Source organism: Streptomyces scopuliridis RB72 (genome assembly GCF_000718095.1).
GTDB classification, from domain to species: domain Bacteria; phylum Actinomycetota; class Actinomycetes; order Streptomycetales; family Streptomycetaceae; genus Streptomyces; species Streptomyces scopuliridis.
The window spans coordinates 192,751-218,961 of record NZ_JOEI01000004.1 but is presented as its reverse complement, the minus strand read 5'-3'; the positions used below and the strand labels follow the sequence as shown (position 1 = coordinate 218,961).

The window sequence follows — 26,211 nt, the reverse complement described above, 5'->3', positions numbered from 1 at the left end:
CGCCCGCCGGGGCCATCGGCACCGCGCGCCGTCACGGCCCGCTCAGCGCCCGGTCAGCGCTCGGTCAGCGCGCTCAGTTCCGCGATCTGCTCCGGTCCGACCCGGCAGCAGCCCCCGACGAGCCGCGCCCCCGCCGCCTGCCAGGACCGCACCCTGGACGGATCGAACGTGGCGTCCCCGCGCCAGTTCCGCGCCCCCGCGTCCCAGCCCTCCCCGCTGTTCGGATAGACGACGACCGGCTTGCCCGTCACCGAGGCGGCCAGCTCGACCGCGCGGTCCGTGTCCCCCGGCTCACAGCAGTTGATCCCCACGGCGATCACCTGCTCCTCGCCCGCCGCCAGGGCGAAGGCGTCGGCGAGCGGCTGCCCGGCCCGGGTGCGCTCGCCCTCGATGGAGTACGAGAGCCAGACCGGCACCCCGCAGCCGGCGGCGGCCCGCAGCAGCGCCTCCGCCTCGTCGGTGTCGGGGACGGTCTCCAGCGCGAGCGCGTCGGGACCGGCCGAGGCGAGGGCCTCGATCCTCGGCCGGTGGAACCGCTCCAGCTCCCTTACCGACAGTCCGTACCGGCCCCGGTACTCACTGCCGTCCGCGAGCATCGCGCCGTACGGACCGACCGAGGCCGCCACCCACACCTCGTCCCGCTCCGCCGCGCCCGCCCGGCGCGCCAGCTCCACACTGCGGACCAGCAGCGCGCTCGCCGTGTCGCGCGACACCCCGCGCCGCGCGAGACCCTCGTACGTCGCCTGATAGCTGGAGGTGATCAACACCCGTGCGCCCGCCCGGACATACGCCGCGTGGGCCGCCTCGATCTGCTCCGGGCTGTCGACGAGAAGCCGCGCCGACCAGAGGGCGTCGGACAGATCGCAGCCCTGCGCGGCGAGCTGGTTGGAGAGCCCGCCGTCCAGGACAACGGTCCCCCGGGCGAGGGCGGTGGCGAGTGTGCGGGTGGGTTTCACGATCGCTCCAGTACGCGGTACGGCAGGGACAAGCCCCCCGGGCCCGGCCCAGCCGGCCCCGCCGGCTCAGCCGGCCCCACTAGTGCCGCGACCGGGCAGACATGGCCGGGAGAGGCACTAGCTCAGCTGGGACTGGACCTGCGAGGAGATCAGCTCCAGATGGTCGAGATCGTCCAGATCCATCACCTGGAGATAGATCCGCGACGCGCCGACGGCGCCATAGCGGCCGATCTTGTCGACCACCTCGGCGGGCGAGCCCGCGAGCCCGTTGACCTTCAGCTCCGCCACCTCCCGTCCGATGGAGGCGGCCCGGCGGGCCACCTCCGCGTCGTCCTTGCCGACACACACGATCAGCGCGTTCGAGTACACAAGATCGTCCGCCTTGCGCCCCACGGCCTCGGCGGCGGCCCGCACCCGGCCGAACTGCCGCTCGGTGTCCTCGATGGAGGCGAACGGAAGATTGAACTCGTCCGCGTACTGGGCGGTCAGCCGCGGTGTGCGCTTCGCGCCGTGCCCGCCGATCAGGATCGGCACCTTGCTCTGCGCGGGCTTGGGCAGCGCGGGTGAGTCGGTCAGCTGGTAGTGCGTGCCGTCATAGGAGAAGGTCCGGCCGGTCTCCGTCGCCCAGAGGCCGGTGACGATCGCCAGCTGCTCTTCCAGCCGGGCGAACTTCTCCTTGGGGAACGGGATCCCGTACGCCTTGTGCTCCTCCTCGAACCAGCCCGCGCCCAGGCCCAGTTCGACCCGGCCGCCGGACATCTGGTCCACCTGGGCGACCTGGATGGCCAGCACGCCCGGCAGCCGGAACGTACCGGCCGTCATCAGCGTGCCGAGGCGGATCCGCTTGGTCTCCCTGGCCAGCCCGGCCAGGGTGATCCAGGCGTCCGTCGGCCCGGGGAGCCCGTCGGCGGACCCCATCTTCAGATAATGGTCAGAGCGGAAAAATGCGTCAAACCCCAGGTCCTCGGAGGCCTTGGCCACGGTCAGCAGTGTCTCGTAGCTCGCCCCTTGCTGGGGCTCGGTGAAGATTCGAAGATCCATGCCCTCCATCCTGCACCTTCGGGCAAGGCTCCCCCTTGCCGTCCCGGCCGATCCTGCTCTCCCGCTCCCGCTGCCGCTGCCACTCCAGCCCCAGCTGCCGCTCCTCGCGCTGGCGCGCCCACTCCCGCTCCCGCTCACGGTCCCGCGCCACGAGCCGGCGCAGCATCACGCCTACCCGGTCGCCAGCCTCGTCCACCGCGTCGATCGCGTCGATGCACTGCCAGTACATCCCCTCCTCGTCCGTGGCACACGCCACCGCCACCAGCGCGATCCCGACCTCGCCCAGCAGCGCGCCGAGCCCGGTCAGGGCCGCCCGGATGTCGGCCACCCCGGAAAGCTGTCCCGCCCGTATCCGGCCGATGCGCGGCCCCGGACGGTCCGGTAACCCCGACAGCCCGTCGGGCGGTCCGTACGGTGGTCCGCAGTCGCGCCCGCCCCCCTCGGCCAGCTCCCGCGCGTCGCTCTTCAGCTCCTTCGGTCCGTTCAACGCCAACTGGACGCCGATCGCTCGGGCGAGGCTCTGCGCCTGCCAGGCCTCCGCGATGACATCCCACTCGTCCGTGCTCCCGGCCAGGGCATGCCGGCTCACTCCGATGAGCCGTTCCGCATCCATCCGCAGCCCCCGTTCGTACGACAATCCTGCCCACGCACTCCACTACCCAGAGTGAGGGATTGGCGACGGAAAGGCCAGAGCAATGCGGAAATCTCTGGACAGCAGGCTCGTTGTGCATAACTTGCCCACTCCGTAGAGTGACGATCAGGGCGAATCGCGGCCATCCGCCGGGGGCTTGGGCGGGTAGCGGACCTCATTCCGGTCCATCTTGGCGGCGAGCGCCGCGAGCGGGTCGATGCCCAGCACCTCGCAGAACTGGAGCAGATAGGCGAGCACATCCGCGACCTCGTCCGAGACCCTGTGCGCCGACTCCGGGTCCTCCATCACCCGCGCCGACTGCTCGGGCGTCAGCCACTGGAAGATCTCCAGCAGTTCCGACGCCTCGACGCTCAGCGCCGCCACCAGATTCTTGGGGGTGTGGTACTGCTCCCAGTCGCGCGCCGCCGCGAACCGGGCCAGTCTGCGCTGCATTCCCGCTACATCGAGTTCCGTCACGGGTCCAGGTCTACCACCGTCACCCCGGCGGCCCCCCGCGCGCAGGAGGCGTCCCCGACCGCCCCGACCAGCCCGATCCTCCCCTCCGCGCAGACCGCCGACGCCAGCGAGAGCAGTTCGCGCGCCTGCCGCCGGTCCAGGCTGCGGTCGAATCCGTCCGCGAGGACGGTGAGCGACCGCAGCGCGGGGGGCACTTCGGGGGCCTGGTCCACGGCCAGTACGCCAGGACCGGTGAGCAGCACGAGCGCGAGCGCCAGATACCTCAGCTCGCCCTCGCCGAGCCGGCTCACCGGGGTGGCCGCCCTGGCGCCCGAGGTGTCCCGGGCGAGCAGCGCGCGTACCGTACCGTCGGCGAGCTGCTCGACGGCGAGTTCGGTCACCGGCCCCGCGCATCCGGCCCGCGCCGCCGCGGCCAGCCGGGCCCGCCGGCGGGCACAGCCGTCGTGCGAGCGGTCCAGCGTCCGGTCGAGCACCGCGGCCAGATTCTCGCAGCCCCGGCGCAGCCGCCCCTGTCCGGCGGCCACCGGATGCCGCATGAGCTGGGGCTGCGGGTCGCAGACGAAGACGGACCGCAGGGCCAGCACGGTCTGTTCGGCGGCGGCGAGCACCAGCGACTCGCCCTCCGTACGGCCCCCCACCCGCAGCGGGAGCAGCGCCGTACCCAGCCGGTCGTCGGGCAGCGGGGCCCGGGTCACCGGCACGGCGCCTGCCGTGTGCCAGGCCGCCTGGACGGTGGGCCGCCCCGGGTCGCGCAGCGCCGTGGTGAGCAGGGTCTGCCCGCGGCCGGTCAGCCGTTCGCCGACGATGCGGAGTTCGGGCTCGGCCTGGACGGCGAGGTCGAGCTGTACGGGACCGACCGGGCCGTCGACGGTGCAGCCGATCCGGAAGCCGCGCCGCCCCTGGGCGTCGGGCGCGGCCCGTTCGGGCACGCAGGCGACCGGATCCGGGAAGACATCGGCGAGGGGTGCGCCCGCGCCGAGCCTGGCGAGCGACTCGTAGGCCCGCAGCGCCGTGGACTTCCCGCTGCCGCTCGCTCCGGTGAACAGCGTCATGGGGCCCAGGGGAAAAGCCGCTCCGCGGTGCGAGGTGAAGGCGGAGAGCCGCAGTTCGGTGATGGTGGGACGCGCGCGGGTTGCTTCCATGGCCGGACCGTATGCGGCCCAAAAGCTGCCGAACCGTTACGCCTCGGCCACCTTCCTACGATCGGGGGACGGCGTCCGCCGCGATCCCCTCGACCTCCGTGCCGATCGGGGCCAGCAGGAAGACGTTCTTGTCGACGCGGTGCATCCCGCTGCCGAGCCCGAAGACGACCCCGCTGCTGAAGTCCAGGATGCGTTTGGCCACATCGGGCTCCGCGCCGGTCAGATCCAGCAGCACCGGAATCCGCGCGATCAGATGGTCGGCGACCTCCCGCGCGTCCGCGAACACCTGCACGCGCAGCACGATGAAGCGCCGGTTCTCCGCCGTGAAGTCCTCGGGGACGGTGCGGTGATCGACCCGCGAGGGCCATTCGTTGCGGCCGCGCAGCGGAACGACCTGGGCCAGGCCCTCCCACTGCTCATCGGTGGCGTCGTATCCGTCGTACCTGCCGTAGCGGCTCATCGGACCACCCCGCCCGTGCACTGTGTCTGCATCCGGCCATCCTCCCGCGCCTCACCCGTTCGGCCCAACAGCGACACGGCCCGGCAGAGGACCGACTTCGCCGGCCGTGACCGGAAACCGCCGCCGAAGAACCACGGAAGCGCCACCGGAGCCACCGGAGCCGCCGACGGGACCCCGTCCCCCGAGACGGGTGAGTCCGTCTCGTCGGGGCCCCATCCTCACACCGCGCTCCCATGACCTCAACGGGGCGTCACGGACTCCCTCTTCACCTCCAGGCCCGCCGGCGCCTCGATGTGCGCCGTGCCGTCGGCGGCCACGGTGATGTCCAGGCGCCCGCCGGCGACATCGAGACCCTCCACCTTCAGCGGCCGGTACGCCTCGGCGAACGCGGGCGCGACGGTCAGGGTGCCGCCGGGGACGTCGGCCGAGAGCCCCAGCGCGGACTGGAGGACCATCACGGACGAGGCGGCGGCCCAGGCCTGCGGCCGGCAGGACGCCGGGTACGGCGAGGGCACCGAATCGGTCGCCGAGCCATGGCCGGCGAACAGCTCGGGCAGCCGGGCGTCGAAGCCCGCGGAGGCGGTCAGCAGCCCCGCGGAGAGCCCAGCCGCGGCGTCCGGGAACCCGGCCCTGGTCAGCCCGTGCACCGCGATCGCGGTGTCGTGCGGCCAGATGGAACCGATGTGGTAGCCGTACGGGTTGTAGCCCACGGAGTCGCTGCTCAGGGTGCGCAGCCCATGGCCCGAGTCGAGGTCGGGCGCGCTGAGCCGGGCGGCCAGCAGAGCGCTCTCCTCGTGGTTGAGCAGGCCCGTACCCAGCAGATGACCGAAGCCCGAGGTGGCCGAGTCCACCGGCCGCTGGTCCCGGTCGAGGGCGACGGCCGGGTAGGCGCCCCGCTCGTCCTCCACCCAGAAGTGGCTGCGGAACCGGTCGGAGAGCCGCTCGGCCCACTCCTCCCACTCGTCGGCGCCGGGCCGGCCGAAGGCGCGCAGCAGCGCGGCGCCGCCGCGGGCCGCCTCGTACGCGTACGCCTGGACCTCGCACAGCGCGATCGGAGAGGTGGCGAGGCGTCCGTCGCGGTGCCGGATGGAGTCGCCGGAGTCCTTCCAGCCCTGGTTGGCCAGACCGCGTCCGGTGTGGTCGATGTACTTCAGGAAGCCGTCGCCGCCGGCGTCGCCGTGGTCACGCATCCAGGCGAGGGCGGACTCGGCGTGCGGCAGCAGCTGTTCGACCTGGTCGGGGGCGAGCCCCCAGCGCCAGGAGTCGTGCAGCAGCGTGATCCACAGCGGGGTGGCGTCGACCGTGCCGTAGTAGGACGGCGGCAGCGAGAAGTTGTCGTGGAAGTCCTGGGTGCCACGGCGCACTTCGTGCAGGATCTTGCCGGGCTGCTCCTCGGTGTCCGGGTCGGACTTCACGCCCTGGCGGCGCGCGAGCGTACGCAGCGTACCGGCGGCGAGTTCGGTGCCCAGCGGCAGCAGCATCCGGGCCGCCCACAGGGAGTCGCGGCCGAAGAGAGTCAGGAACCAGGGGGCTCCGGCGGCCAGGAACTGGTCGGCGGGCTCCTCGGAGTCGGTCAGGCGGAGCCGGTCGAGGTCGGCGGCCGACTGGCTGATCCAGTGGTCGAAGCGCCGGTCGGCGCTGCGCAGCACCGGCGTGCGCCAGGGCACGCTGTCCGCCGCCGGGGCGGGGAACTGGTCGCCGTCCTCGTGCGCGGCGTCACAGTGCAGTACGGCGGTCCAGACCGCTCCGGGCGCCAGCTCGATGTCGTACTCCAGCCGCCCGGACGCCGGGTCGACGGCGGCGGGCGCCGGGGTGGAGGTGAGGCGTACGGCGAACGCCTCCTTCGACCAGTCGAGTCCGTCCGCGGTGGCGGTCGCGGGGACCGGGCTCTGCGTGTGCCCGGACTTGACGCGCTCCATCGCGGCGAGGTCGGTGGCGGCGGTGACGATCAGCCGGACGGAGACGTTCTGCCGTCCCGCGTTGGAGACTTCGAGGGTCTCCTCCAGCCGCCCGGGGGTGACGCGCCGCCTGCGGTGCAGGGTGACCGCCGGGTCCGGGGTCTCCTCGCCGAGGCCGCGCAGCACTCCGCGGAAGGCCGCCCGGTCCGCACCGTCAAGGGCTCCGCGTACCGGCGCGATCGCGATCCCGTCGGCCTCGACCGTCAGCCGGGCCAGCGCTCTGCTGTCGGCGTGGTAGAAGCCTTCGGCGCCGCCGTCGATCTGTCCGTCCGCGTGGGATATCGCGAAGCTCGGCGCGTACAGCGTCACACAGGCGTCGTGCAGGAACGGCTGGAGGCCCTCGGCCGAGGGGACCGCGGCTGCGACGGAGTTCATAGTGTCGTGGGTCTTGACAGTAGTGGACAACAGAGCAGAACCTCTCAGTCATTGGAGCGTTCCAAGAACCCTAACGACGACTTCAGCTCGTTGACAATGGCATTTGAACGCTCCAATCAACTCGTCGAATCGCACAAACCGTTCCGGAGACAGTCATGCCCCGCTCCCCCAACGCGCCCTCGCCCAAGGCCGGTCCAGTGACCCTGGCCATGGTCGCGCGGCGCGCCGGAGTCTCTCCACAGACGGTGTCAAATGCCCTCAATTCGCCCGAACTGCTGCGCTCCGAGACGCTGGAGCGGGTTCAGCGCACCATCGACGAGATGGGGTACCGCCCGCACCGGGCGGCGCAGACGCTGCGTACCCGCTCCAGCAAGCTGATCGGCTACGGCATTCGTCCCGCGCCGGGGAACTCGGCGCCGGTCATGGACCGCTTCCTGCACGCGCTGTCCCAGGCGGCCGACGAGGCCGGCTACCGGATCCTGCTGTTCGCCTCGCCGCCGGGCAACGCCAGTCTGGACGGGCACGAGGAGCTGATCGATCTGCACAGCGTCGACGGGTTCGTGCTCAGCGGCACCGACCGCGGCGACCCCCGTCAGGCCTGGCTGACCAAGCGCGGCATACCGTTCGTGGGCTTCGGCCGGATGTGGTCGGGCCGGCAGATAGGCGACTGGGCGGATGTCGACGGCGCCTCGGGCACGGACGCCGCGGTCGAGCATCTGGTGGCGCTGGGGCATCGCAGAATCGCGTTCCTCGGCTGGCCGCGCGGCTCCGGTGTCGGTGACGACCGGGCCGAGGGCTGGCAGCGCGCCATGCGCCGGCACGGTCTGCCGGTACGCGGCCGGCGCGCGCAGAGCGTCGACGACACCGCCTCGGCGCGGGCCGCCGTGGCACCGCTGCTCGACACGGGGGCGACGGCCGTGATCGCCGCCAGCGACATGCTCGCGCTGGGCTGCTACCAGGCGCTGCGCGAGCGGAAGGCCGCGCCGGGCAAGGACGTCGCCGTCATCGGCTTCGACGACTCCCCCACCGCCGCCCTGCTCTCGCCCGGTCTGTCCACCGTCGCCCAGCCGCTGGAGGCCGCCGGCCGCGAGTGCGTACGCCTGCTGCTCGCCCGGATGTCGGAGCCCGGTGCCCCGCCCGAGCGTGTCCTGCTCGAACCGTCCCTTGTCGTCCGCGACAGCACACCCGCCCCGGGAAGCTGACCGCGCACACCAGCGCCCGGGGCGAAGAACGCTCCCGGGCCACCGAATCCCAGCACGCCCTTCCCGGGCTACTGAGCCGCACGTTTCATCTCTACTGGAGGAATTCATGGTCACCCGCACGGCCGCCGCCGCCGCACTCGTCACCTGCGCGGCGCTCCTGGCCGCCACCGGCTGCTCGTCCAACTTCGACAGTGGCAAGGACCAGGCGCAGGACAAGGCCGAGAAGCAGAAGCTGACCGTCCTGATCGCCACCTCGGGTGACGCCGAGACCCAGGCGGTGAAGGCCGCCGCCGCCTCGTACGCGAAGAAGTCCGGCAACACGGTGACCGTCGAGGTCGCCAAGGACATGAACCAGCAGCTGGCGCAGTCCTTCGCCGGGCACAAGCCGCCGGACGTCTTCTACGTCAACTCCGACCAGTTCGCGAACTACTCCAAGGGCGGCTCGCTCTACGCGTACGGCGACCAGATATCCGACGCCTCGGACTTCTCCGAGCAGCTGCTCTCGTCGTTCTCGTACGGCGGGAAGCAGATGTGCCTGCCCAAGGACACCTCCACCCTCGGTCTCGCCATCAACTCCGACCTGTGGAAGAAGGCCGGGCTGACCGAGAAGGACTACCCGAAGACCTGGAAGGATCTCCGGAGCGTCGCGGACAAGCTCACCGCCAATGGCGTCACCGGCCTGGTGACCAGCGACGAGTACCAGCGCCTCGGTGTCTTCATGAAGCAGGCGGGCGGCTGGCTCACCGACGCGGACCAGAAGAAGATGACCGCCGACACCCCGGAGAACGCCGAGGGTCTCGCCTTCGTCCAGTCGATGCTGAAGTCGGGCTCGATGAAGTTCGCCAAGCAGGTGGACACCAGCTGGGGCGGTGAGGCGCTCGGCAAGGGCAAGGCCGCGATGACCATCGAGGGCAACTGGCTCGACGGCGGCATGAAGCTCGACTACCCGGACGTGAAGTACGCCGTCGCCCCGCTGCCGGCGGGTCCGAAGGGCGAGGGCACGCTCGCCTTCAGCACCTGCTGGGGCATCGCCGCCGACAGCACCCACCAGGCCGCGAGCGTCGACCTCGTCAAGCACCTGACCTCCGCCGAACAGCAGCTCGCCTTCGCCGACGCGTTCGGTGTCATGCCGTCGCGGACGAGCGCGCTCAAGACGTATGCCGAGAAGACTCCGCAGGCCAAGGCCTGGGTGGACGGCAGCGCGTACGCGCAGGGCCCGGTCACGATCGCCGGCTTCGACAAGGTGCTGAGCCAGTTCAACACCGACCTCCAGTCGCTGCGTACGGCCGACCCGAAGAAGATCCTCGCCGACCTCCAGCGCAACGGCGAACAGGCGATCGCGAAGGGCAACTGAGCCCCATGCCCCTCCGTACTGTGCGCGCGCACCGCGCACACCGATCGACCGGCACACCGGGCGAACCTGACACGCCCGGTGTGACCGGTACGACCGCGACGGCCCGTGCCCGCGCCCCGCGCGCGGGCCGTCGCGGGGACCAGCGCCGGGAAGGCACCTGGGGCTGGCTGTTCGTCAGCCCCATGGTGCTGGTCCTCGGACTCTTCCTGGTGCTGCCCATCCTCATGGCGCTGTGGGTGAGCCTGCTGCACTGGGACGGACAGTCCAACCCGTTCAGCGGCGACGCCGACTTCGTGGGTCTGGACAACTACCGGACGCTGTTCACACAGGACGGTCTCGACCGCACCCTCTTCGCGACCGCCCTGCGCAACAACGCCTATTACGTCCTGCTGACCGTGCCGCTGCAGACCGGACTGGCGCTGGGCCTGGCCCTGATCGTCAACCAGAAGCTGCTGCGGGCGCGCGGTGCGCTGCGTACGACCTTCTTCTTCCCGTCGGTCACCAGCTCCATCGCCGTCTCCACGGTCTTCCTCTTCCTCTTCCAGGGCAGCGGGGCCGTCAACTCCCTGCTGTCGTGGATCGGGGTGAAGGGACCGAACTGGTTCGCGGACCCGCGCGGGGTGCTCTCCCTGATCCTGGGCGGCCTCGGGATCGTCGATCCCGAGCGGCCCTCCGGGATGCTGGCGGACCACTCCTTCATGGGGCTCTCGTGGTTCGAGTGGCTGTCCGGCCCCTCGATCGCGATGTGCACGATCATCCTGCTGGCCGTCTGGACGACCTCCGGCACGTTCATGCTGATCTTCCTCGCGGCGCTCCAGGACATCCCCCGGGAGCTGGAGGAGTCGGCGGCCCTGGAAGGGGTCAACCGCCGTCAGCTGCTGCGGTACGTGACGCTTCCCGCGCTGCGTCCCGTGCTGTTCCTGGTGCTCACGCTGGGGCTGATCTCCACCTGGCAGGTCTTCGACCAGGTGTATGTGATGGGCCAGGGCGCCCCGGGCAATACGACGCTCACGCCCGCGTTCCTGTCGTACTCCGCGGGCTTCGACAACGCGGACTTCGGCCAGGGCGCGGCGATCGCGTTCGTCCTGCTCGCCCTGATCCTCTGTCTGACCGCGTTCCAGCGCTGGGCCCTGCGGGAGCGCGGCGCACGTAAGGGGAGGAAGCGATGAGCGCCGGTGGTACGGCCGTACGCGACCGGGTCGAGCGGGCCCGGCTCCGGCGCGCCGCGCGCAACCCCGCCCGTCCGCCGGTCCTGGGACGGTTCCCGGTCCCATGGCGGGTGGTGGGGTACGCCCTGGTGGTGGGGGTGGCGCTGCTCTATCTGCTGCCGTTCCTCCTCCAGTTGGTGACCGGTTTCAAGACGGACCCCGACGCGGCGGCGAATCCGCTCTCCCTGCTGCCGACCACTCCCACGACAGCGGCTTACGAGCGGCTGTTCGGGCTGAGCAAGTCGGCGGACGGGGTGCCCTTCCTGCGCTGGCTCTCCAACTCGGCGCTGGTCGCGGTGATCGTGACCGCGGGCCGGGTGCTGTTCGACTCGATGGCCGGGTACGCGCTGGCGCGGCTGCGCTTCCGGGGCCGCTCGCTGCTGTTCGGCTTCGTGCTCGCGGTGATGGCGGTGCCCGGCGTGGCCCTGCTCATCCCGAAGTTCCTGGTGCTCAACACCTTCGGGATCTTCGACACGTACACCGGCATGATCCTGCCGCTGCTGGTGGACGCGGCGGGCATCTTCATCATGAAGCAGTTCTTCGAGTCGGTGCCACGCGAGGTCGAGGAGGCCGCGCGGGTCGACGGGGCGGGGGTGTTCCGGATCTTCTGGTCCGTCGTCCTGCCGATGGCCAGACCCGCGCTGATCACGCTGACGATCCTGTCGTTCCAGGGATCGTGGAACGAGTTCACGCACTTCCTGGTCGCCACCCAGTCCGGTCAGTACGAGACGCTCACCACGGGTCTGGCCCGCTTCGTCTCGGGCGGTCTCGGCGGCGGCACGCAGTATCCGCTGAAGCTGGCGGCGGCGCTGCTCTCCACCCTGCCGGTGGCCGCGCTGTTCTTCTGCTTCCAGCGCTACTTCGTCAACGGCGCCAACTCGGGCGCGGTCAAGGAGTAGTCAGGAGCGGTCAGGGAGTAGCGGAAGGACCGCCGGAGTACAGCTCCGGCACCGCCCCGTCGCCGGGTACGGCGACGGGGCGGTCGCGTACTGCGCCGAAGAGGTGAAACACCCCGAACCCTCGCGGATGTCCCACCATCCGGCGGCCCCGGCGTCGCGAATGTGTCGGTGACACAGAGAGCACCCGCGGTGGTGCGGGCGCCGAGGAGAGAGGGGGCGTGATGGACGCGGAGCACATCGACACCCGGCTGCTGGAACCCACGACACGGGACGACATCATGGCGCTGCAGACCGCGGCGTCACTGGAGAACCTCGCGGTGAGCGTCTACCGCACCGCCGCCGCGCTGCCGTTCATCAAGGACGGCAACGCGACGCTCCAGGAGTTCATCGCCACGACCACCCAGCACCACGAGGAACACGCCAAGGCCTTCAACACGGCGGCCGTCCAGGCGGGCGGGCAGCCGCAGACCGGGACCGACCCGAAGTACGCGGCCGTCGTCCAGCAGGCGCTGCCGGCCGCCAAGACCCCCGAGGACGTGGTCGCGCTCGCCCTCTCCCTGGAGGACGTGGCCGCGCAGACGTACACCAAGGACGTGGGCCTGGCCGGGACCGCGCGACTGCGCCGGCTCTTCGCCTCCGTCGCCCCGGTCGAGGCACAGCATCGCGCCACGCTGCTGGTCGTTCAGTCGCTGCTCGGCTCGGGCGACAGCGAGCTGATCGCGATCCCGACGGACGCCGCCGCGCTGCCCGCGGACGTCGGGACGACCGGATTCCCCGACGCCTTCTATCCGACGAGCAACGCCTCACCGATCTCCGAAGGGGCCGTGCAGTGAGTACCGCACCACCCGAACGGGGCGGCTGGGAGCCACCCCTCGCCAGTCGCGCCGAAGAGACCGAGGCGCCCGGCCCGGGGCGCCGGACCTTCCTGCTGGGGGCGGGAGGCGCCGGAGCCGCGTTCCTGCTGGCGGCCTGCTCCGGTGAGAACGACCTGTCCTCGCGGTCGCCCGTCGACAAGGCCAGCGTGATCGCGCACCGGGTCGACTACCCCGGCGATCTGCGGACGGTCGCGCTGGCGGTAGCGCTGGAGAACCAGGTCGTGGGCGTCTATACGTCGGCGCTCGCCGCGGCCAGGGAGGGCAGGCTCGGGACCGTACCGCCCGCGCTGACGAGCTTCCTCACCCGGGCGACGGCCCAGCACACCGACCACGCCAAGGTGTGGAACGGCGTACTGACCCGCGCCGGCAAGCCCGCCCTGACGGGCGTGCCGCTCTCCGACCAGAAGGAGATCACCGCCACGCTGGCCAGGGCCGCCAGCGCGGCCGACGCCGCCGCGCTCGCGCTGCAGCTGGAGGAACAGGCCGCGCAGACCTATCTGATGGCCACATACAGCGTGGGGGGCGCCTTCGAGACCGAGACCGCGGCCACGATCGCGCCCGTCGAGGCGATGCACGCCTCGCTCCTGCGCTTCCTCCTGGGCCAGTACCCGGTGCCGGACGCGTTCCTGCCCGTCGACCGGGCGGCCAGGCCGAGTCTGCTGACGGTGTGAGCGGGGGCTTGTAGGGCGAGGGGGCGTGCCCCGGGGGCGGGCACGCCCCGGCTCCGGTGCGAAACTTGCCGGGTCCGTCAGACCGCTCCGGAATCGAGACGCCGCCTTGCCGTTCACCCCCGCCGCCCGTATGCCCGTGGCTCCGCTGCTCGCGCTGGCGCTGGCACTCTCCGGATGCGCCGCCTCCGACACGGCCGACGACTCCGGCGCCTCGGCCACCCCCAAGGCGGCGGAGAGCTCCGCCGCCAGCGGTCACGCGGTGCGGCAGCCCCGGGCGAACGATCCCTTCGACTACCAGCTCGGCGGAGCGTACGACCCGCCCGACGGGGTGCGGACGGTCATCAGGGACCGTACGGCGGCCCCCGACCCGGACCCCGGCATCTACAACATCTGCTACATCAACGCGTACCAGACACAGCCGGACGCCGTGGCATGGTGGCGGAAGAACCACCCCGATCTGCTGCTGCGCGACGCGGACGGCGCGACCGTCATCGACGAGGACTGGGAGGAACCCCTCCTGGACATCTCCACCGACGACCGCCGCGACCGGCTGGCCGGCATCGTCGGCGGCTGGATCGACGGCTGCGCCGACCGGGGGTTCGACGCCGTCGAGGCGGACAACCTGGACTCGTATCTGCGCTCGGACGGCCTGCTCGACCGCGGGGAGGCAGCCGCCTTCGCGGGGCTGCTGGCCGAGCGCGCCCACCGGGCGGGGCTGGCGATCGGCCAGAAGAACGCGGCGGAGATGACCGGGGTACGGGACGAGATCGGCTTCGACTTCGCCGTCGCCGAGGAGTGCGCGCGGTACGAGGAGTGCGACGCGTACGCGGACGCCTACGACGACAAGGTGCTGGTGATCGAGTACCGGCGGGCGGACCTCACCGTCGCGTGCCGGGAGTGGGGCGACCGGCTCTCGATCGTGCTGCGGGACCGGGACGTCGTACCGGCAGGAGAGCCCGGCCATGTCAACGCGCGCTGCTGAAGGGCGCGTTGCCCCGGCGCCGGTGCCACTCCGTCAGGCGTCACGGCCCCGCTCCCGCCGCTGGGCCAGCAGCTCCCTGCGGCGCGCCTCCTCCTCGTGGAACAGCGCCGCCAGCCGCCGCGTGTTCTCGTCGAGTTCGATGGGGGCGTCCTCGTCGTCGTCCTCGGAGATCAGCCCCTCCGCGACGGCCCGCTCGTGCTGCACCATCACGGGAGGCTGCGGGTCGGGGTCGGAGGGGCGCGGGCCCTCGGGGCCGTCCGGCCCGATACGGACCAGTCGTTCGATCCGTACCACCCTGAACCGCCGTCCCTCCACCTCCACTTCATTGCCGCGCTCCGCGTCGAGCCGGTCGGCGGCGGCCAAGTACGGTGCGCGCCGCTCCGGTTCGAGGCCGAGCTGCCACGGGATCATGACGCGCAGCGCGACGGCGAGGGTGTCCCGCGCGCCCTGCGGTGTGGTGCATGTCCCGGTCGAGTCGGGCCGCCAGCGCCCGGACTCCTTCTCCGCCGTCATGAAGGTCGCCGGAAGCAGGATCCCACCCGGGTGCGTCCGCGCCGCGATCCGGGAATCGTCGCGGACCTCGTCCGGTACGGTGCCCGGCTTGCGTACGAGGGAGAGCAGTTCGACCTTGAGGATGCCCTCGGACATACCGGTGGCGATGACGGGATCGAAGACGAACCCGGCCGTGGGATCCGGGGCCTTGTGCGACTCGCCGGACGCCATGGGGTCCGGGTCGGTCGGCCGCGGCGGCTCCGGTCCGTCGGCGCCCGACCGTACGTAGCACTCCGCGCGGGCGACCCGGTGGCGGACGCCGAGCACGGTCAGCTCGTCGAGGGTCTCCCACTCCATCCGCTCGGCGGCCCGCATGCACTCCTCGTACCCGGCGCGGTCACCGGCCTTCTCGCACTCCTGGGCCCGTCTGCGGAACTGGGACCCCATGCTGTCGCGCCCGTCCTGCGGGGCCAGCCCCGAGAACGACGAGACCAGCTCCCAGCCGCCCGCCTCGCGTTCGCGCACCACTCCGAAGAGCGGCCCGCCCGCCGAGAGGATGTCCGGATAGCTCTCCCGCGCCTGCCATGCCACCACATCGGCCACCGCCTCGACCGGCCCCTCCGGACCTGACACCCGGATCGTCCGGTACGCGGGCACGTTCTCACCAAGCTCAGCCATGCCCCCGAGCATGCCCATACGGCCGGGGCGCACGGGGCGATTACGCGGAAAGAACCACCGACCGCGTGACACGGCGCGGTACCCGCGCATACGTACGCCCATCCGGGCGGGTGCGGAGCCGAACCGGCGTACGGGTCATCCGGTCATCTCGGCCGGCGAAGGCGCCAGGGAAGTCTGAGTCCGCGGCGGGCGACCCACCGCGGCAGCGCGGGGCCGGGGAAGCGGCCGCCGTACGGTCCTGCGCCGCCGGCGTCCATGCCGACGCCGCCGTCCGGTGCGGGGCTCGTGTCCACCGGAGGGCGCAGGCCCTCCTTGTCGTACCGAGTGGCGGCGATCGCCGCCACGAGCTGTTCCTCGGTGAAGGTCTCGGAGCCCCGCACATGCGGCACGAATCCCACGAGGACACCGTCCTCCACCACCTCGGCCCGCAGCCCCAGCACCCCGTCGATGTCCCAGATCGCCTCACCGCCCTCGGCGAGCACGATCTGTACTCCGCACTGGTAGACCCCCAGGTGCGCCAGATGGGCCATCACCCCGCGGGCCCGCAGCGACGACACGAGACGGCCGGCACGATCCTCATCCATCCGATGGCCATCTCCCTGTGCGGCAGCTTCTGGACGGATATGTCCTCTGGCACTCATGGTAGGCCGATTTCCGGGGAGGGCGACTTCCGGAGGAGGGGGGAGTCGGGAAGCGGTCGATCCGTTCGATCCGGCCCCGCCGGACTACGTGCGACCGACGGGGCCGGCGGTCAGCGCGAGTACTGCGGCGGTACGCGCCCGGTGGCCCAGCCGGAGACTTCCGGCTCGTCCAGCGAGCGGACCCAGAGGTCCACCAGCGCGACGGTCCGCGCGTCGGGCCAGGGGCCGACGCCCATGATGCGCATCCCGGCCTGGTCGGCGGCCTGGATACCGCAGTGGGAGTCCTCGATCGCCAGGGTGTCGGCCGGGTCGGCGCCGCAGAGTCTGGCCGCGGTGAGATAGACGTCCGGATGCGGCTTGGGCCGCATCTCGTTCTCGGGCACCACGATGTACCCGAAGAGGTCGAGCAGGCCCGCGGTGTCGAGGCAGGACTCGACGACCTCCCGCGGGCAGTTGCTGGCGACGGCGAGCGGCGCGAACTGCGCTGCCGTTTCCACGAGTTGACGGGCGCCGGGCATGGTCATGGGGTTGTCGGCGACCAGCGCGCGGAAATGCGCGAGAAGCCGTTCGGTCATCTCCCCGCCGAGGTCCGGGCGCCCCGCCTCGTCCGCCATCAGGCGTCCGCATTCGCTGTAGTGGAGCCCTTTGGCCCGCTCCGCGAAGCCGGTGGCGGGGGTGAATCCGTACTCGCGCAACGCCAGAATGCGCGCGTCCTGCCAGTGGCATTCGGTGTCCATGAGAGTGCCGTCGCAGTCGAAGACGATGGCTGAGGGAGTCCAGGAAAGGATGCGTTGAGCTGTCATCCGCGTGCTTCCGTTCAGGAGTGCCCTAAAAGCGGCAGCGCTGGCCGCCGCAACGGTGCGAAACACCGCGGGCGTGTTGGTCACCCGTTGTCGGACGGGTGCGATCCCTGGCGGGCGCGGCCTTATGGAGAAGGCCAGTTCCGGCGACCGCCAGGAACATAACGATCGCTACGCTAGAGAGGACTACTCTCGGCAGTCAAGCGATTGCATTTAGTGTCTAAATCTGTTTATTGGTAGCGGAGGACGCCAAAGGCCTTCTGTTCGCCGTCCTGGAGAAAGCGGAAGACGCAGGTCGCGTGGTGCGGCACGCACAGAACGCGAGCGGGCGGGCTGTATTCGATGAAGCGCGCCGTTTTCAGCCGACCGGCGGTAGGCCGCAGCAGTCTTCCGCCACTTTCGAAGGCCGCCGCCTGCCGGGCGGCCTCCAGAACGATCATGCCCGGGACATGATCCGTCGCGTGGTCGAAGAAGAAGGGATGCCGCATATCGGCGGGATCCACCAGCAGGGTGGCGCCCTCGGCCCCGATCACGACATCGTGCGCGCCAGTCACCCCCAGCCGCCGGGCATCGGGGCGGGCCCGGCCGGCCGCGCGCGCGACGGACGGGGCGGCGGACTCCGCGCGGCCCGCCCGTACGGTGTCGTACTGCTCGGGTTCGAGGAACCGCGCACCGCCGCCGGCCAGCGCGAACAGCGCCCCGCCGGCCAGATAGGAGACCTGGAGGCGCAGTCCGGTCGCGGAACCGTCCGGCCCGCGACGCACCTCCGCGACCCGTACACGGCAGGTGACGCCGGTGGCGCCGGAGACCGCCCGCGGCTCGGAGGCGGGGTCGAGGTCGAAGAAGAGATCGGTGATGATCAGACTCGCGGCGGGTGAGACGCCGAAATACCGCAGCGGAATGTAGATCCCGAGCTGACGCAGTGTCTCGACGATCATCAACGGGCTGTGCAGATCGGCGCCGTCGCGCGGAAAAGTCGGATGGGAGCGGGGCCAGGAGGCGGCGGCTTCGAAATCGCCGCTTTCGGTCTGCCGTACGTCGGTGAGCAGTACCTCCGCCACGGAGGCGCGATGCACCATCTCGCGCGCGACGGTGCGCGACCACGACAGCGGCCGGACTTCCCCGGCGAGGTCACCAACCGATGTATTCATGCGATAAGAACATCGCAATTCTCCGGTACGCGCACCCCAGCCCGCCCCCGCCACACGCCGGTCACGCCCCACGGGAAAAGCCGCTACATTGCGTGCTGTCATTTAACGGAACGGGAATCCGGGGTACACGTGCAGGTGCGGGCGGAGCAGGTTCGGGCGAAAGCGACACGCAGGTTTCTCCTGGAGGCCGCGGCACATTTGTTCGATGAGCGCGGCTATGCCGGTACCAGCATCAGCGATATCAGCGCGCGGTCCGGCCGTACCAGCGGGGCCATCTACTTCCACTACGCCAGCAAGGAGAATCTGGCCCTGGCCATTGTGGAGGAGCATTTCGCGACCTGGCCCGAGCTGATCGGCCGTTACAAAGCGGCCGACCGCCCGGCGCTCGAAAGGCTGGTCGCCCTGAGTTTCGATGTGGCCAGAGCTTTCCGCGACGATGTCGTCATCCGCGCCGGATCCCGGCTGTGGGCGGAACGCGCGGCCATCGACGCCACGTTGCCCCGGCCGTTCGTCGGCTGGCTGGAGACGGTCACCGCGCTGCTCGAAGAGGCCCGCGCCGAGGGAGCGCTCGCCGCGGGCGTGTGCCCCGAGGTGGCCGCGCACGGACTCGTCTGCGCCTTCTTCGGGCTGCATACGGTCTCCGACGCCCTGGAGGGGAGGCGGCAGATCGAGGAGGGGCTGTCGGATCTGTGGCTGCTGCTCCTGGCCGCGCTCCAGAAGGACCCCGACCCGGCGCTGCTGCTGACGCGGGTACGCGAGCGGGAGCGCCAGGAGGGGGCGACGGACGAGCGCCGGGCGCGCTTCGGGGACCGGGTGCTCACGAAGAGCGGCTGACCGCGCGGCCCGCCGTCGTCGGAGCCGTCCCTCAGTGGCCCGCCCGGTGACCGCGCGGGGAGCAGCGGCAGTCGTCAGGACCGGCCGAGCCGGTGGCCGACGGCGGCGCGGCGCTGGTGCCGCGGACGACCAGTTTGGGATCGAGGACGGCTTCCCTCGGATCGAGCGTGCTGTCGTCCAGCCGCTCGACCACGAACCGCACCGCGTGCTCCGCCATCCGTACGGCGTCCTGACGGACGGTGGAGAGATCGATGTGCGACAGATGCGAGAGATGGCTGTCGTCGAAGCCCACCACCGAGACCTCGCCGGGTACATCGATGCCGGCGCGGCCCAGCGTGTGCAGCAGACCCATCGCACAGCGGTCGTTCCCGGCGAACACCGCGGTGGGCAGCCGCTCCTCGGAGAGGAACAGCCGGCCGGCCGCGATGCCCGCGTCCTCGTTGTGCGCGCCGGGCACCACCCGGATCTCCTCGGTGAGCTGGTGTCTGCGCATGGCCGCGCGGTAGGCGCGCCGGCGCTCCGCGGCTCCCGGCTCCTTGCCGCCGTCGATGTGCGCGATATGACGGTGGCCCAGCTCCACCAGGTGGTTCACCACCTGGCGTACGCCCTTGCCCTCCGCCGTGTGCACACTGTCGACGTTGGCGCCGCGGGCCGTGCGGCCGATGACCACGACCGCGCTACGGCGTCCGAGTTCATCGAGCCGGGCGATGCTCGCCGTGGAGCCGAGCAGGATCAGCGCCTCGCAGCGATGGCTCAACAGCGCCTCGACGGCCTTGCTTTCGTCGCGGCCGGGGGCGCTGGCGGACAACAGCACGTCGTAGCCGAGGCGTTCGGCCTCCGGATACACGCCCTCGACCAGGTCGGCCTCGAACGGCTGATGCAACGTCAGCATGACGCCGATGGTGCGGCTGCGCCCCCGGGCCAGCAGTCTGGCCGCGCTGTCGGGGCGGTAGCCGAGCTCGTCGGCGGCCTCCAGCACCCGCCGTCGCGTCTCCTCGCCCGCGCCGGGCTGGTTGCGGAACACCAGGGACACCAGGGCACGGGACACTCCGACCCTCTTCGCGACATCCGCCATCGTGGGGCGCCGTCCGCCGGGCGTCGTCTCCTCCATCGGGCCCCCTCACCTTTCGTACTGTCCGCCGGGTGTACGTGAACCTAGCGGAAAACCGCACGTAACAAAGCATTGACAGGACATATGGACCTGGCCCATCGTACTCGCAGCTAGAGCGCGCTAGTAGAGCGCGCCAGTCGTTGGAGGTCCCCACACATGGCAGTCCTGGACGTCCTGACCATGGGACGGGTCGGGGTCGACATCTATCCGCAGCAATCAGGCGTGGGCCTGGCGGATGTCACCTCGTTCGGCAAGTACCTGGGCGGCAGCCCTACCAATGTCGCCGTCGCCGCGGCGCGCTACGGCAGAAGCGCCGCGGTGATCACCAAGACCGGCGACGATCCCTTCGGCCAGTTCGTACGACAGGCCCTCGCGGGCTACCGGGTCGACAACACGCACGTAGGGGTGTCGACCGTCGCGCCGACCCCGGTGACGTTCTGCGAGATCTTCCCGCCGGACGACTTCCCGCTCTACTTCTACCGGCTGCCCCTCGCCCCCGACCTCGATATCCGCCCCGAGGACCTGGATCTCGACGCCATCGCGTCGGCCCGGATCTTCTGGATGTCGGGCACCGGGCTGAGCGTGGAGCCCAGCCGCTCCGCGACGCTCGCGGCGCTGCGGCACCGCGCCCGCTCGGGGATCACCGTCTTCGATCTCGACTGGCGCCCCATGTTCTGGCAGGACCCGGCCGAGGCCCGTGCCCACTACGCCGAGGCGCTGCGGCACGCCACGGTCGCCGTCGGCAACCGCGAGGAGTGCGAGGTCGCCACCGGCGAGACGGAGCCCTATGCCGCCGCCCGCGCGCTCCTCGCCCTCGGGGCCGGGATCGCCGTGGTCAAGCAGGGCCCCAAGGGCGTTCTGGCCATGGACCGTGAGGGCACCGCGGTCGAGGTGCCGCCCGTACCCGTCGAGGTCGTCAACGGTCTGGGCGCGGGTGATGCCTTCGGCGGCGCCCTCTGCCATGGGCTGCTGTCCGGCTGGGACCTCGCACGCGTGATGCGCTTCGCCAACGCCGCGGGCGCCCTCGTCGCCGGTGAACTGGCCTGCTCGGACGCCATGCCCGACGCGGCACGCGTCGAGGCGAAGATCCAGGAGAAGACCGAAGAGGAGAACGCGCGTGTCTGACAAGGTCCGGCGGATCGTCGAGGCGCGGGTCAACAACCCCGGTGCCATCGCCGAGGCCGCTGCCCGGCGGGTCAGGGCCCGCTCGCCGCTCGGCGGGCACGGCCGGGCGATGATCATCGCCGCCGACCACCCGGCGCGCGGCGCCAACGCGGTGGGCGCCGATCCCTCCGCGATGGCCGACCGGAGCGCGCTGCTCGACCGGATGTGTGTCGCCCTGGAGCGTCCGGGGGTCACCGGTGTCCTCGCCACCGCCGACATCCTCGAAGATCTGCTGCTCCTCGGCGTACTCGACGGCAAGAGCGTCTTCGGCTCCATGAACCGCGCGGGGCTGGCCGGTTCGGCCTTCGAGATCGACGACCGGTTCACCGGGTACGACGCCGAGGCCATCGCGGCCATGGGCTTCGACGGCGGCAAGACGCTCACCCGTATCTGCCTGGACGACCCGGCCACCCCCTCCGCACTGACGGACACCGCGCGTGCGGTGGACGAGCTCAACGACCGTCAGCTGATCGCCCTGGTCGAGCCGTTCCTGTCGCGCTGGGTGGACGGGAAGATCCGTAACGACCTCTCCCCCGAGGCCGTCATCACGTCCATCACCATCGCCTCCGGGCTCGGCCGCCGCAGCGCGTACACCTGGCTGAAGCTGCCGGTCGTGGCGGAGATGGAGCGGGTCCTCGCCTCCTCCACACTGCCGGTGCTGCTGCTCGGCGGCGAGGTCAAGGACGCCGAGGCGGCGTTCAACGCGTGGCACAAGGCGCTCTCCCTGCCGACCGTGCAGGGCCTGATCGTCGGCCGGTCGCTGCTCTACCCCGCGGACGGCGATGTCGCCGGGGCCGTGGACCGCGCGGTGAGCCTGCTGTGAACGGTCACGGGCCGCGGCTGCGGGCGGGTTCCACCGCCGAAGGGCCCTTCACCACGGTCGTCACACCCGAGTCCGCGGGGTGGGGCTTCTCCGGACTGCGCGTCGCCGAGCTCACGCCCGGCGAGCCGGTCGCCCTGTCCACCGGGGACAGCGAGTGCTTGGTACTGCCGCTGAGCGGTTCCTGTACGGTCACCGCCGACGACGCGACGCTCCTGCTCGCCGGCCGGGACGGGGTCTTCGACGCCGTCACCGACTTCGCGTACCTCCCGCGTGACACCGACGCCGTGATCCGCAGCGAGCGCGGTGGCCGCTTCGCCCTCCCGTCGGCGCGCTGCGAGCGCCGGCTGACCGTACGGTACGGCTCCGCCGAGGGCGTCCCCACCGAGCTGCGCGGCGCGGGCAACTGCTCGCGCCAGGTCAACAACTACTGTCTGCCCGGCACGTTCGAGGCCGAACAGCTGCTGGTCTGCGAAGTGCTCACGCCCGGCGGCAACTGGTCCTCGTACCCACCGCACAAGCACGACGAGGCGCGCACGGCCGACGACGGGACCCCCGTCGAGAGCGAGCTCGAAGAGATCTACTACTTCGAGATCGCCGACGGCCCCGCCGGCCCCGGCCTCGCGTACCAGCGGGTGTACGGGACCGAGGACCGGCCGCTCGATGTCCTCGCGGAGGTACGCACCGGCGACACGGTGCTGATCCCGCACGGCTGGCACGGCCCGTCCATCGCCGCCCCCGGCTACGACCTCTACTACCTCAACGTCATGGCGGGCCCCGGCCAGGACCGGGCCTGGCTGATCTGCGACGACCCGGCGCACGGCTGGGTGCGCGCCGGCTGGGAGAGCCAGGAGACCGACCCCCGACTGCCCTTCCGGAAGGAGAAGTGATGGAGACCGTACGGCTCACCACCGCGCAGGCCCTCGTACGGTTCCTCGCGCATCAGTACAGCGAGCGCGACGGCCGGGAACAGCGGCTCGTCCCCGGCGTCTGGGGCATCTTCGGGCACGGCAATGTGGCGGGGGTCGGACAGGCGCTGCTCCAGGCGGCCCGTACCGGCGAGGTGGATCTGCCGTACTACCTGGCCCGTAACGAGCAGGGCATGGTGCACGCGTCCGTGGCCTTCGCCAAGATGCGGGACCGGCTCTCCGCGTACGCCTGCACCGCCTCCACCGGGCCCGGCTCGACGAACATGATCACGGGCGCCGCGCTGGCCACCACCAACCGGCTGCCGGTCCTGCTGCTGCCCAGCGACATGTTCGCGACCCGCGCCGCCGACCCCGTGCTCCAGCAGCTGGAGGACACCCGCGGCGGGGATGTCACCGTCAACGACGCGTTCCGTCCGGTGTCCAAGTACTTCGACCGGATCACCCGGCCCGAGCAGCTGATCCCGGCCGCGCTCGCCGCGATGCGGGTGCTGACCGACCCGGTCGAGACCGGCGCGGTGACGCTCTGTCTGCCGCAGGACGTCCAGGCCGAGGCGTACGACTGGCCGGTGGCGTTCTTCCGGCGCCGGGTCTGGCACATCGGCCGGCCGGTGCCCGAGCCCGCGGCCCTGGAGCGGGCGGCCCAGCTGCTGCGTACGGCGAGGCGGCCGCTGATCGTCGCGGGCGGGGGTGTCGTCTACTCCGGCGCCGAGAACCAGCTGCGGTCGTTCGCCGAGACGGCCGGTATCCCCGTCGCGGACACCCACGCGGGCAAGGGCGCGCTGCCCTGGGACCATCCGTGCGCGGTCGGCGGCATCGGCTCGACCGGTACGGCGGCGGCCAACGCGCTCGCGGCCGAGGCTGATGTCGTCCTCGGCGTGGGCACCCGCTACAGCGACTTCACCACCGCCAGCCACACCGTCTTCGGCGATCCCGGGGTGCGGTTCATCAATCTCAATGTCGCCCGGCTGGACGCGGTGAAGCACTCCGCCGAGCCGCTGGTCGCCGATGCCCTGCTCGGACTCCAGGCGCTGGAGCGGGAGTTGGCCGGCTGGAAGGCCGACGGCGGCTACCGGCAGCGGGTGCTGGAGCTGTCGGCCGCGTGGCGGCGTACCGAGGAGGAGTGCTTCGCCCCCGGCCATGGTCCGCTGCCCGCGCAGACCGAGATCCTGGGCGCGCTGCGCCGCTCGCTGGACGACCGGGATGTGGTGATCAACGCGGCCGGCTCCCTGCCGGGCGATCTCCAGATGCTGTGGCGTGCCCGCGATCCGAAGGCGTACCACGTGGAGTACGCGTACTCCTGCATGGGGTACGAGGTGGCCGCCGGGCTCGGTGTGAAGATGGCGGAGCCGGGCCGCGAGGTCGTCGTCCTGGTCGGCGACGGCTCGTATCTGATGATGGCCCAGGAGATCGTGACCATGGTCTCCGAGGGCATCAAGGTCATCATCGTGCTCGTCCAGAACCATGGCTTCGCCTCCATCGGCGCGCTGTCGGAGTCGCTCGGCTCACAGCGCTTCGGGACCCGCTACCGCTTCCGCGACCGGGAGAGCGGTCAGCTCGACGGCGAGGTCCTGCCGGTCGATCTGGCCGCCAACGCCGCCTCGCTCGGCGCCGATGTCCTCTCCGCGTCCACCGTCGAGGAGTTCACCGGCGCGATGGCGAAGGCCAGGGCGTCCGACCGTACGACGGTCGTCCATGTCGAGACCGATCTGTACGGGCCGAATCCGCCCGGCAGCGGCTGGTGGGACGTGCCCGTCAGCCAGGTCTCCGCGATCGAGTCCACCCGGCGGGCGTACGAGACCTACGCCGCGGCCAAGCGCTCCCAGCGCCACTACCTCTGAGGATCTGAGGAATCGTCATATGAGCACCATCGAGCACTGGATCAATGGGGCGGCCACCGCGGGCGCGTCCTCCCGTACCGCCCCGGTCTTCAACCCCGCCACCGGCGCCCCGTCCACCCGCGTGCGGCTCGCCGGACCGTCGGACGTGGACGCGGCGGTCGCCGCCGCCGCCCACGCCTTCGAGTCATGGAGCGAGACCTCGCTCTCACAGCGGATCAAGGTGATGTTCGCCTTCCGTGAGCTGCTGGTACGGCACGAGGACGAGCTGGCCCGGATCATCTCCGCCGAGCACGGCAAGGTCGTGGACGACGCGCGCGGCGAGATCGTGCGCGGCCGGGAGGTCGTCGAGTACGTCTGCGGCCTCGGCGACATCCTCAAGGGCTCCTTCTCCGACCAGGTCTCCACCGGCGTGGATGTGCACAACTTCCGCCAGCCGCTGGGGGTGTGCGCGGGCATCACCCCGTTCAACTTCCCGGCGATGGTGCCGCTGTGGATGCATCCGGTCGCCATCGCCACCGGCAACACCTTCGTCCTCAAGCCCAGCGAGCGCGATCCGTCGGCCGCGAACCTCGTCGCCCGGCTCTACCAGGAGGCGGGGCTGCCGGACGGTGTCTTCAATGTCGTCCACGGCGACAAGACCGCCGTCGACGCGATCCTGGACCACTCCGGCATCGCGGCCGTCTCCTTCGTCGGCTCGACGCCCATCGCCACGTACGTGCACGAGCGCGGGACCGCGCATGGCAAGCGCGTCCAGGCCCTCGGCGGCGCCAAGAACCACGCTGTGGTGATGCCCGACGCCGATCTCGACTTCGCGGCCAGGCATCTGATCGCCGCCGCCTACGGTTCGGCCGGCGAGCGCTGCATGGCGATCTCCGTCGCGGTCGCGGTGGGCTCCGCCGCCGACCCGCTGGTGGAGATCCTGGAGCGCAAGGCCCGCGCGATCAAGGTCGGGCCGGGCGACGATCCGACGAGCGAGATGGGCCCGCTGGTCACGGCCGCCGCCCAGGAGCGGGTCACCGGCGCGGTCGCCTCCGGAGCCGCGCAGGGCGCGACGGTGGTGGTGGACGGCCGGGGACTCAAGGTCGAGGGCCACGAGGACGGCTTCTTCGTCGGCCCGTCCCTCCTCGACCGCGTCACCACCGGGATGGACGCCTATCGCGAGGAGATCTTCGGGCCGGTGCTCGCCGTCGTACGGGTCGGCACCGTCGACGAGGCGATCGCGCTGATCAACGCCAATCCGTACGGCAACGGCACCGCCGTCTTCACCTCCGACGGCGGGACCGCGCGGCATTTCCAGCGCAAGGTCACGGTCGGCATGATCGGCGTCAACGTCCCCGTCCCGGTGCCGATGTCGTACTACTCCTTCGGCGGATGGAAGGACTCACTCATCGGCGACAGCCCCGTCCACGGGCCCGAGGGCATCCGCTTCTACACCCGCGCCAAGGTCGTCACCACGCGCTGGCCGCACCAGGAGCGCCAGACCGCGGCCGGATTCAGTTTCCCCACCTCCGACTGAGCCCCC

24 protein-coding genes and 1 pseudogene are annotated in these 26,211 nt (G+C 71.3%); 13 read left to right on the top strand and 12 right to left on the bottom strand.

The features are described 5' to 3' along the window. Window positions 1–53: 53 nt before the first annotated feature. The 7 genes and pseudogenes from mmuM to IF11_RS0105315 form a co-directional block, all read right to left on the bottom strand. Window positions 54–956, bottom strand: coding sequence for a homocysteine S-methyltransferase (gene mmuM / locus IF11_RS0105345; protein ID WP_030350244.1), 903 nt, complete (start codon window positions 954–956; stop codon window positions 54–56). Between the two features lie 117 nt (window positions 957–1,073). Then, window positions 1,074–1,997, bottom strand: a complete 924-nt coding sequence (locus IF11_RS0105340; protein ID WP_030350243.1) for an LLM class F420-dependent oxidoreductase — start codon at window positions 1,995–1,997, stop codon at window positions 1,074–1,076. A gap of 112 nt (window positions 1,998–2,109) precedes the next feature. After that, window positions 2,110–2,610, bottom strand: a pseudogene (locus IF11_RS38500) (DUF6099 family protein); the annotation flags it as partial. Window positions 2,611–2,754: 144 nt separating this feature from the next. After that, the gene (locus tag IF11_RS0105330) at window positions 2,755–3,105 is read right to left on the bottom strand and encodes a nucleotide pyrophosphohydrolase (protein ID WP_030350241.1); all 351 of its coding nucleotides are present in this window, start codon (window positions 3,103–3,105) and stop codon (window positions 2,755–2,757) included. Further along, window positions 3,102–4,247, bottom strand: a complete 1,146-nt coding sequence (locus tag IF11_RS0105325) for an AAA family ATPase (RefSeq protein WP_030350240.1) — start codon at window positions 4,245–4,247, stop codon at window positions 3,102–3,104. Before IF11_RS0105325 ends, IF11_RS0105330 begins: the two co-directional genes overlap by 4 nt. Window positions 4,248–4,302: 55 nt before the next feature. Then, window positions 4,303–4,707 (bottom strand): cell division protein SepF, encoded by a 405-nt coding sequence (locus IF11_RS0105320; protein WP_030350239.1) that lies wholly within the window; start codon window positions 4,705–4,707, stop codon window positions 4,303–4,305. A 239-nt stretch (window positions 4,708–4,946) separates the two neighbouring features. Then, window positions 4,947–7,040, bottom strand: a complete 2,094-nt coding sequence (locus tag IF11_RS0105315; RefSeq protein ID WP_030350238.1) for an amylo-alpha-1,6-glucosidase — start codon at window positions 7,038–7,040, stop codon at window positions 4,947–4,949. Between the two features lie 155 nt (window positions 7,041–7,195). On the opposite strand from IF11_RS0105315, the gene IF11_RS0105310 reads away from it, so the two are divergent. The 7 genes from IF11_RS0105310 (at window position 7,196) to IF11_RS0105280 (ending at window position 14,231) form a co-directional block, all read left to right on the top strand. After that, window positions 7,196–8,242, top strand: a complete 1,047-nt coding sequence (locus IF11_RS0105310; protein WP_030350237.1) for a LacI family DNA-binding transcriptional regulator — start codon at window positions 7,196–7,198, stop codon at window positions 8,240–8,242. A gap of 106 nt (window positions 8,243–8,348) precedes the next feature. Beyond that, a complete protein-coding gene (locus tag IF11_RS0105305; RefSeq protein WP_030350236.1) occupies window positions 8,349–9,596 on the top strand; it encodes a sugar ABC transporter substrate-binding protein in 1,248 nt (415 codons plus the stop codon). Window positions 9,597–9,676: 80 nt separating this feature from the next. Further along, window positions 9,677–10,765 carry a carbohydrate ABC transporter permease gene (locus tag IF11_RS0105300; RefSeq protein ID WP_030350235.1) on the top strand — a complete coding sequence of 363 codons (1,089 nt, stop codon included), beginning with the start codon at window positions 9,677–9,679 and terminating at the stop codon, window positions 10,763–10,765. Further along, the gene (locus IF11_RS0105295; RefSeq protein WP_240628004.1) at window positions 10,762–11,703 is read left to right on the top strand and encodes a carbohydrate ABC transporter permease; all 942 of its coding nucleotides are present in this window, start codon (window positions 10,762–10,764) and stop codon (window positions 11,701–11,703) included. The genes IF11_RS0105300 and IF11_RS0105295 overlap by 4 nt, the downstream gene beginning before the upstream one ends. Before the next feature lie 221 nt (window positions 11,704–11,924). Further along, a complete protein-coding gene (locus IF11_RS0105290; RefSeq protein ID WP_051745527.1) occupies window positions 11,925–12,536 on the top strand; it encodes a ferritin-like domain-containing protein in 612 nt (203 codons plus the stop codon). After that, on the top strand, window positions 12,533–13,249 hold the full coding sequence (locus IF11_RS0105285; RefSeq protein ID WP_051745524.1) for a ferritin-like domain-containing protein: 717 nt from the start codon (window positions 12,533–12,535) through the stop codon (window positions 13,247–13,249). Before IF11_RS0105290 ends, IF11_RS0105285 begins: the two co-directional genes overlap by 4 nt. A gap of 130 nt (window positions 13,250–13,379) precedes the next feature. Continuing rightward, window positions 13,380–14,231 (top strand): endo alpha-1,4 polygalactosaminidase, encoded by an 852-nt coding sequence (locus tag IF11_RS0105280; protein WP_030350231.1) that lies wholly within the window; start codon window positions 13,380–13,382, stop codon window positions 14,229–14,231. Window positions 14,232–14,264: 33 nt separating this feature from the next. Here the strand turns inward: IF11_RS0105280 and IF11_RS0105275 are convergent, their stop codons facing one another. The 4 genes from IF11_RS0105275 to IF11_RS0105260 form a co-directional block, all read right to left on the bottom strand. Further along, window positions 14,265–15,401 (bottom strand): DUF5954 family protein, encoded by a 1,137-nt coding sequence (locus IF11_RS0105275; protein WP_037727094.1) that lies wholly within the window; start codon window positions 15,399–15,401, stop codon window positions 14,265–14,267. A 143-nt stretch (window positions 15,402–15,544) separates the two neighbouring features. Further along, complete coding sequence (locus tag IF11_RS37675) at window positions 15,545–15,985, bottom strand: hypothetical protein (RefSeq protein ID WP_051745523.1); 441 nt, start codon at window positions 15,983–15,985, stop codon at window positions 15,545–15,547. A 167-nt stretch (window positions 15,986–16,152) separates the two neighbouring features. Further along, complete coding sequence (locus IF11_RS0105265) at window positions 16,153–16,845, bottom strand: HAD family hydrolase (RefSeq protein WP_030350228.1); 693 nt, start codon at window positions 16,843–16,845, stop codon at window positions 16,153–16,155. Window positions 16,846–17,072: 227 nt separating this feature from the next. Next, window positions 17,073–17,993, bottom strand: a complete 921-nt coding sequence (locus tag IF11_RS0105260) for a ScbA/BarX family gamma-butyrolactone biosynthesis protein (protein WP_030350227.1) — start codon at window positions 17,991–17,993, stop codon at window positions 17,073–17,075. 198 nt (window positions 17,994–18,191) lie between these two features. Between IF11_RS0105260 and IF11_RS0105255 the strand changes: the two genes are divergently transcribed. After that, window positions 18,192–18,827: a ScbR family autoregulator-binding transcription factor gene (locus IF11_RS0105255; protein WP_240628007.1), complete on the top strand. Its 636-nt coding sequence runs from the start codon at window positions 18,192–18,194 to the stop codon at window positions 18,825–18,827. A 31-nt stretch (window positions 18,828–18,858) separates the two neighbouring features. Here IF11_RS0105255 and IF11_RS0105250 read toward each other — a convergent pair whose 3' ends face one another. Further along, on the bottom strand, window positions 18,859–19,902 hold the full coding sequence (locus IF11_RS0105250) for a LacI family DNA-binding transcriptional regulator (protein WP_078490479.1): 1,044 nt from the start codon (window positions 19,900–19,902) through the stop codon (window positions 18,859–18,861). Window positions 19,903–20,094: 192 nt separating this feature from the next. On the opposite strand from IF11_RS0105250, the gene iolC reads away from it, so the two are divergent. The 5 genes from iolC to IF11_RS0105225 are packed head-to-tail and all read left to right on the top strand — an operon-like array spanning window position 20,095 to window position 26,205. Then, window positions 20,095–21,063: a 5-dehydro-2-deoxygluconokinase gene (gene iolC / locus IF11_RS0105245; RefSeq protein WP_030350224.1), complete on the top strand. Its 969-nt coding sequence runs from the start codon at window positions 20,095–20,097 to the stop codon at window positions 21,061–21,063. After that, window positions 21,056–21,925, top strand: a complete 870-nt coding sequence (locus IF11_RS0105240; RefSeq protein ID WP_030350223.1) for a Cgl0159 family (beta/alpha)8-fold protein — start codon at window positions 21,056–21,058, stop codon at window positions 21,923–21,925. Before iolC ends, IF11_RS0105240 begins: the two co-directional genes overlap by 8 nt. Continuing rightward, window positions 21,922–22,812, top strand: a complete 891-nt coding sequence (gene iolB / locus IF11_RS0105235; RefSeq protein ID WP_030350222.1) for a 5-deoxy-glucuronate isomerase — start codon at window positions 21,922–21,924, stop codon at window positions 22,810–22,812. Before IF11_RS0105240 ends, iolB begins: the two co-directional genes overlap by 4 nt. Next, entirely contained in the window at window positions 22,812–24,689 is a 1,878-nt protein-coding gene (gene iolD, locus IF11_RS0105230; protein ID WP_030350221.1) for a 3D-(3,5/4)-trihydroxycyclohexane-1,2-dione acylhydrolase (decyclizing), read from the top strand. Before iolB ends, iolD begins: the two co-directional genes overlap by 1 nt. Before the next feature lie 19 nt (window positions 24,690–24,708). Next, window positions 24,709–26,205 (top strand): CoA-acylating methylmalonate-semialdehyde dehydrogenase, encoded by a 1,497-nt coding sequence (locus tag IF11_RS0105225; protein ID WP_030350220.1) that lies wholly within the window; start codon window positions 24,709–24,711, stop codon window positions 26,203–26,205. Window positions 26,206–26,211 lie beyond the last annotated feature (6 nt).

Coding starts and splice junctions, on each gene's coding strand:
- IF11_RS0105340 (WP_030350243.1), bottom strand. CDS start 1,997: ATGGATCTTCGAATCTTCACCGAGCCCCAGCAAGGGGCGAGCTACGAG.
- IF11_RS0105325 (WP_030350240.1), bottom strand. CDS start 4,247: ATGGAAGCAACCCGCGCGCGTCCCACCATCACCGAACTGCGGCTCTCC.
- IF11_RS0105320 (WP_030350239.1), bottom strand. CDS start 4,707: ATGAGCCGCTACGGCAGGTACGACGGATACGACGCCACCGATGAGCAG.
- IF11_RS0105315 (WP_030350238.1), bottom strand. CDS start 7,040: ATGAACTCCGTCGCAGCCGCGGTCCCCTCGGCCGAGGGCCTCCAGCCG.
- IF11_RS0105310 (WP_030350237.1), top strand. CDS start 7,196: ATGCCCCGCTCCCCCAACGCGCCCTCGCCCAAGGCCGGTCCAGTGACC.
- IF11_RS0105305 (WP_030350236.1), top strand. CDS start 8,349: ATGGTCACCCGCACGGCCGCCGCCGCCGCACTCGTCACCTGCGCGGCG.
- IF11_RS0105295 (WP_240628004.1), top strand. CDS start 10,762: ATGAGCGCCGGTGGTACGGCCGTACGCGACCGGGTCGAGCGGGCCCGG.
- IF11_RS0105290 (WP_051745527.1), top strand. CDS start 11,925: ATGGACGCGGAGCACATCGACACCCGGCTGCTGGAACCCACGACACGG.
- IF11_RS0105280 (WP_030350231.1), top strand. CDS start 13,380: ATGCCCGTGGCTCCGCTGCTCGCGCTGGCGCTGGCACTCTCCGGATGC.
- IF11_RS0105275 (WP_037727094.1), bottom strand. CDS start 15,401: ATGGCTGAGCTTGGTGAGAACGTGCCCGCGTACCGGACGATCCGGGTG.
- IF11_RS37675 (WP_051745523.1), bottom strand. CDS start 15,985: ATGGATGAGGATCGTGCCGGCCGTCTCGTGTCGTCGCTGCGGGCCCGC.
- IF11_RS0105265 (WP_030350228.1), bottom strand. CDS start 16,845: ATGACAGCTCAACGCATCCTTTCCTGGACTCCCTCAGCCATCGTCTTC.
- IF11_RS0105260 (WP_030350227.1), bottom strand. CDS start 17,993: ATGAATACATCGGTTGGTGACCTCGCCGGGGAAGTCCGGCCGCTGTCG.
- IF11_RS0105250 (WP_078490479.1), bottom strand. CDS start 19,902: ATGGCGGATGTCGCGAAGAGGGTCGGAGTGTCCCGTGCCCTGGTGTCC.
- iolC (WP_030350224.1), top strand. CDS start 20,095: ATGGCAGTCCTGGACGTCCTGACCATGGGACGGGTCGGGGTCGACATC.
- iolD (WP_030350221.1), top strand. CDS start 22,812: ATGGAGACCGTACGGCTCACCACCGCGCAGGCCCTCGTACGGTTCCTC.
- IF11_RS0105225 (WP_030350220.1), top strand. CDS start 24,709: ATGAGCACCATCGAGCACTGGATCAATGGGGCGGCCACCGCGGGCGCG.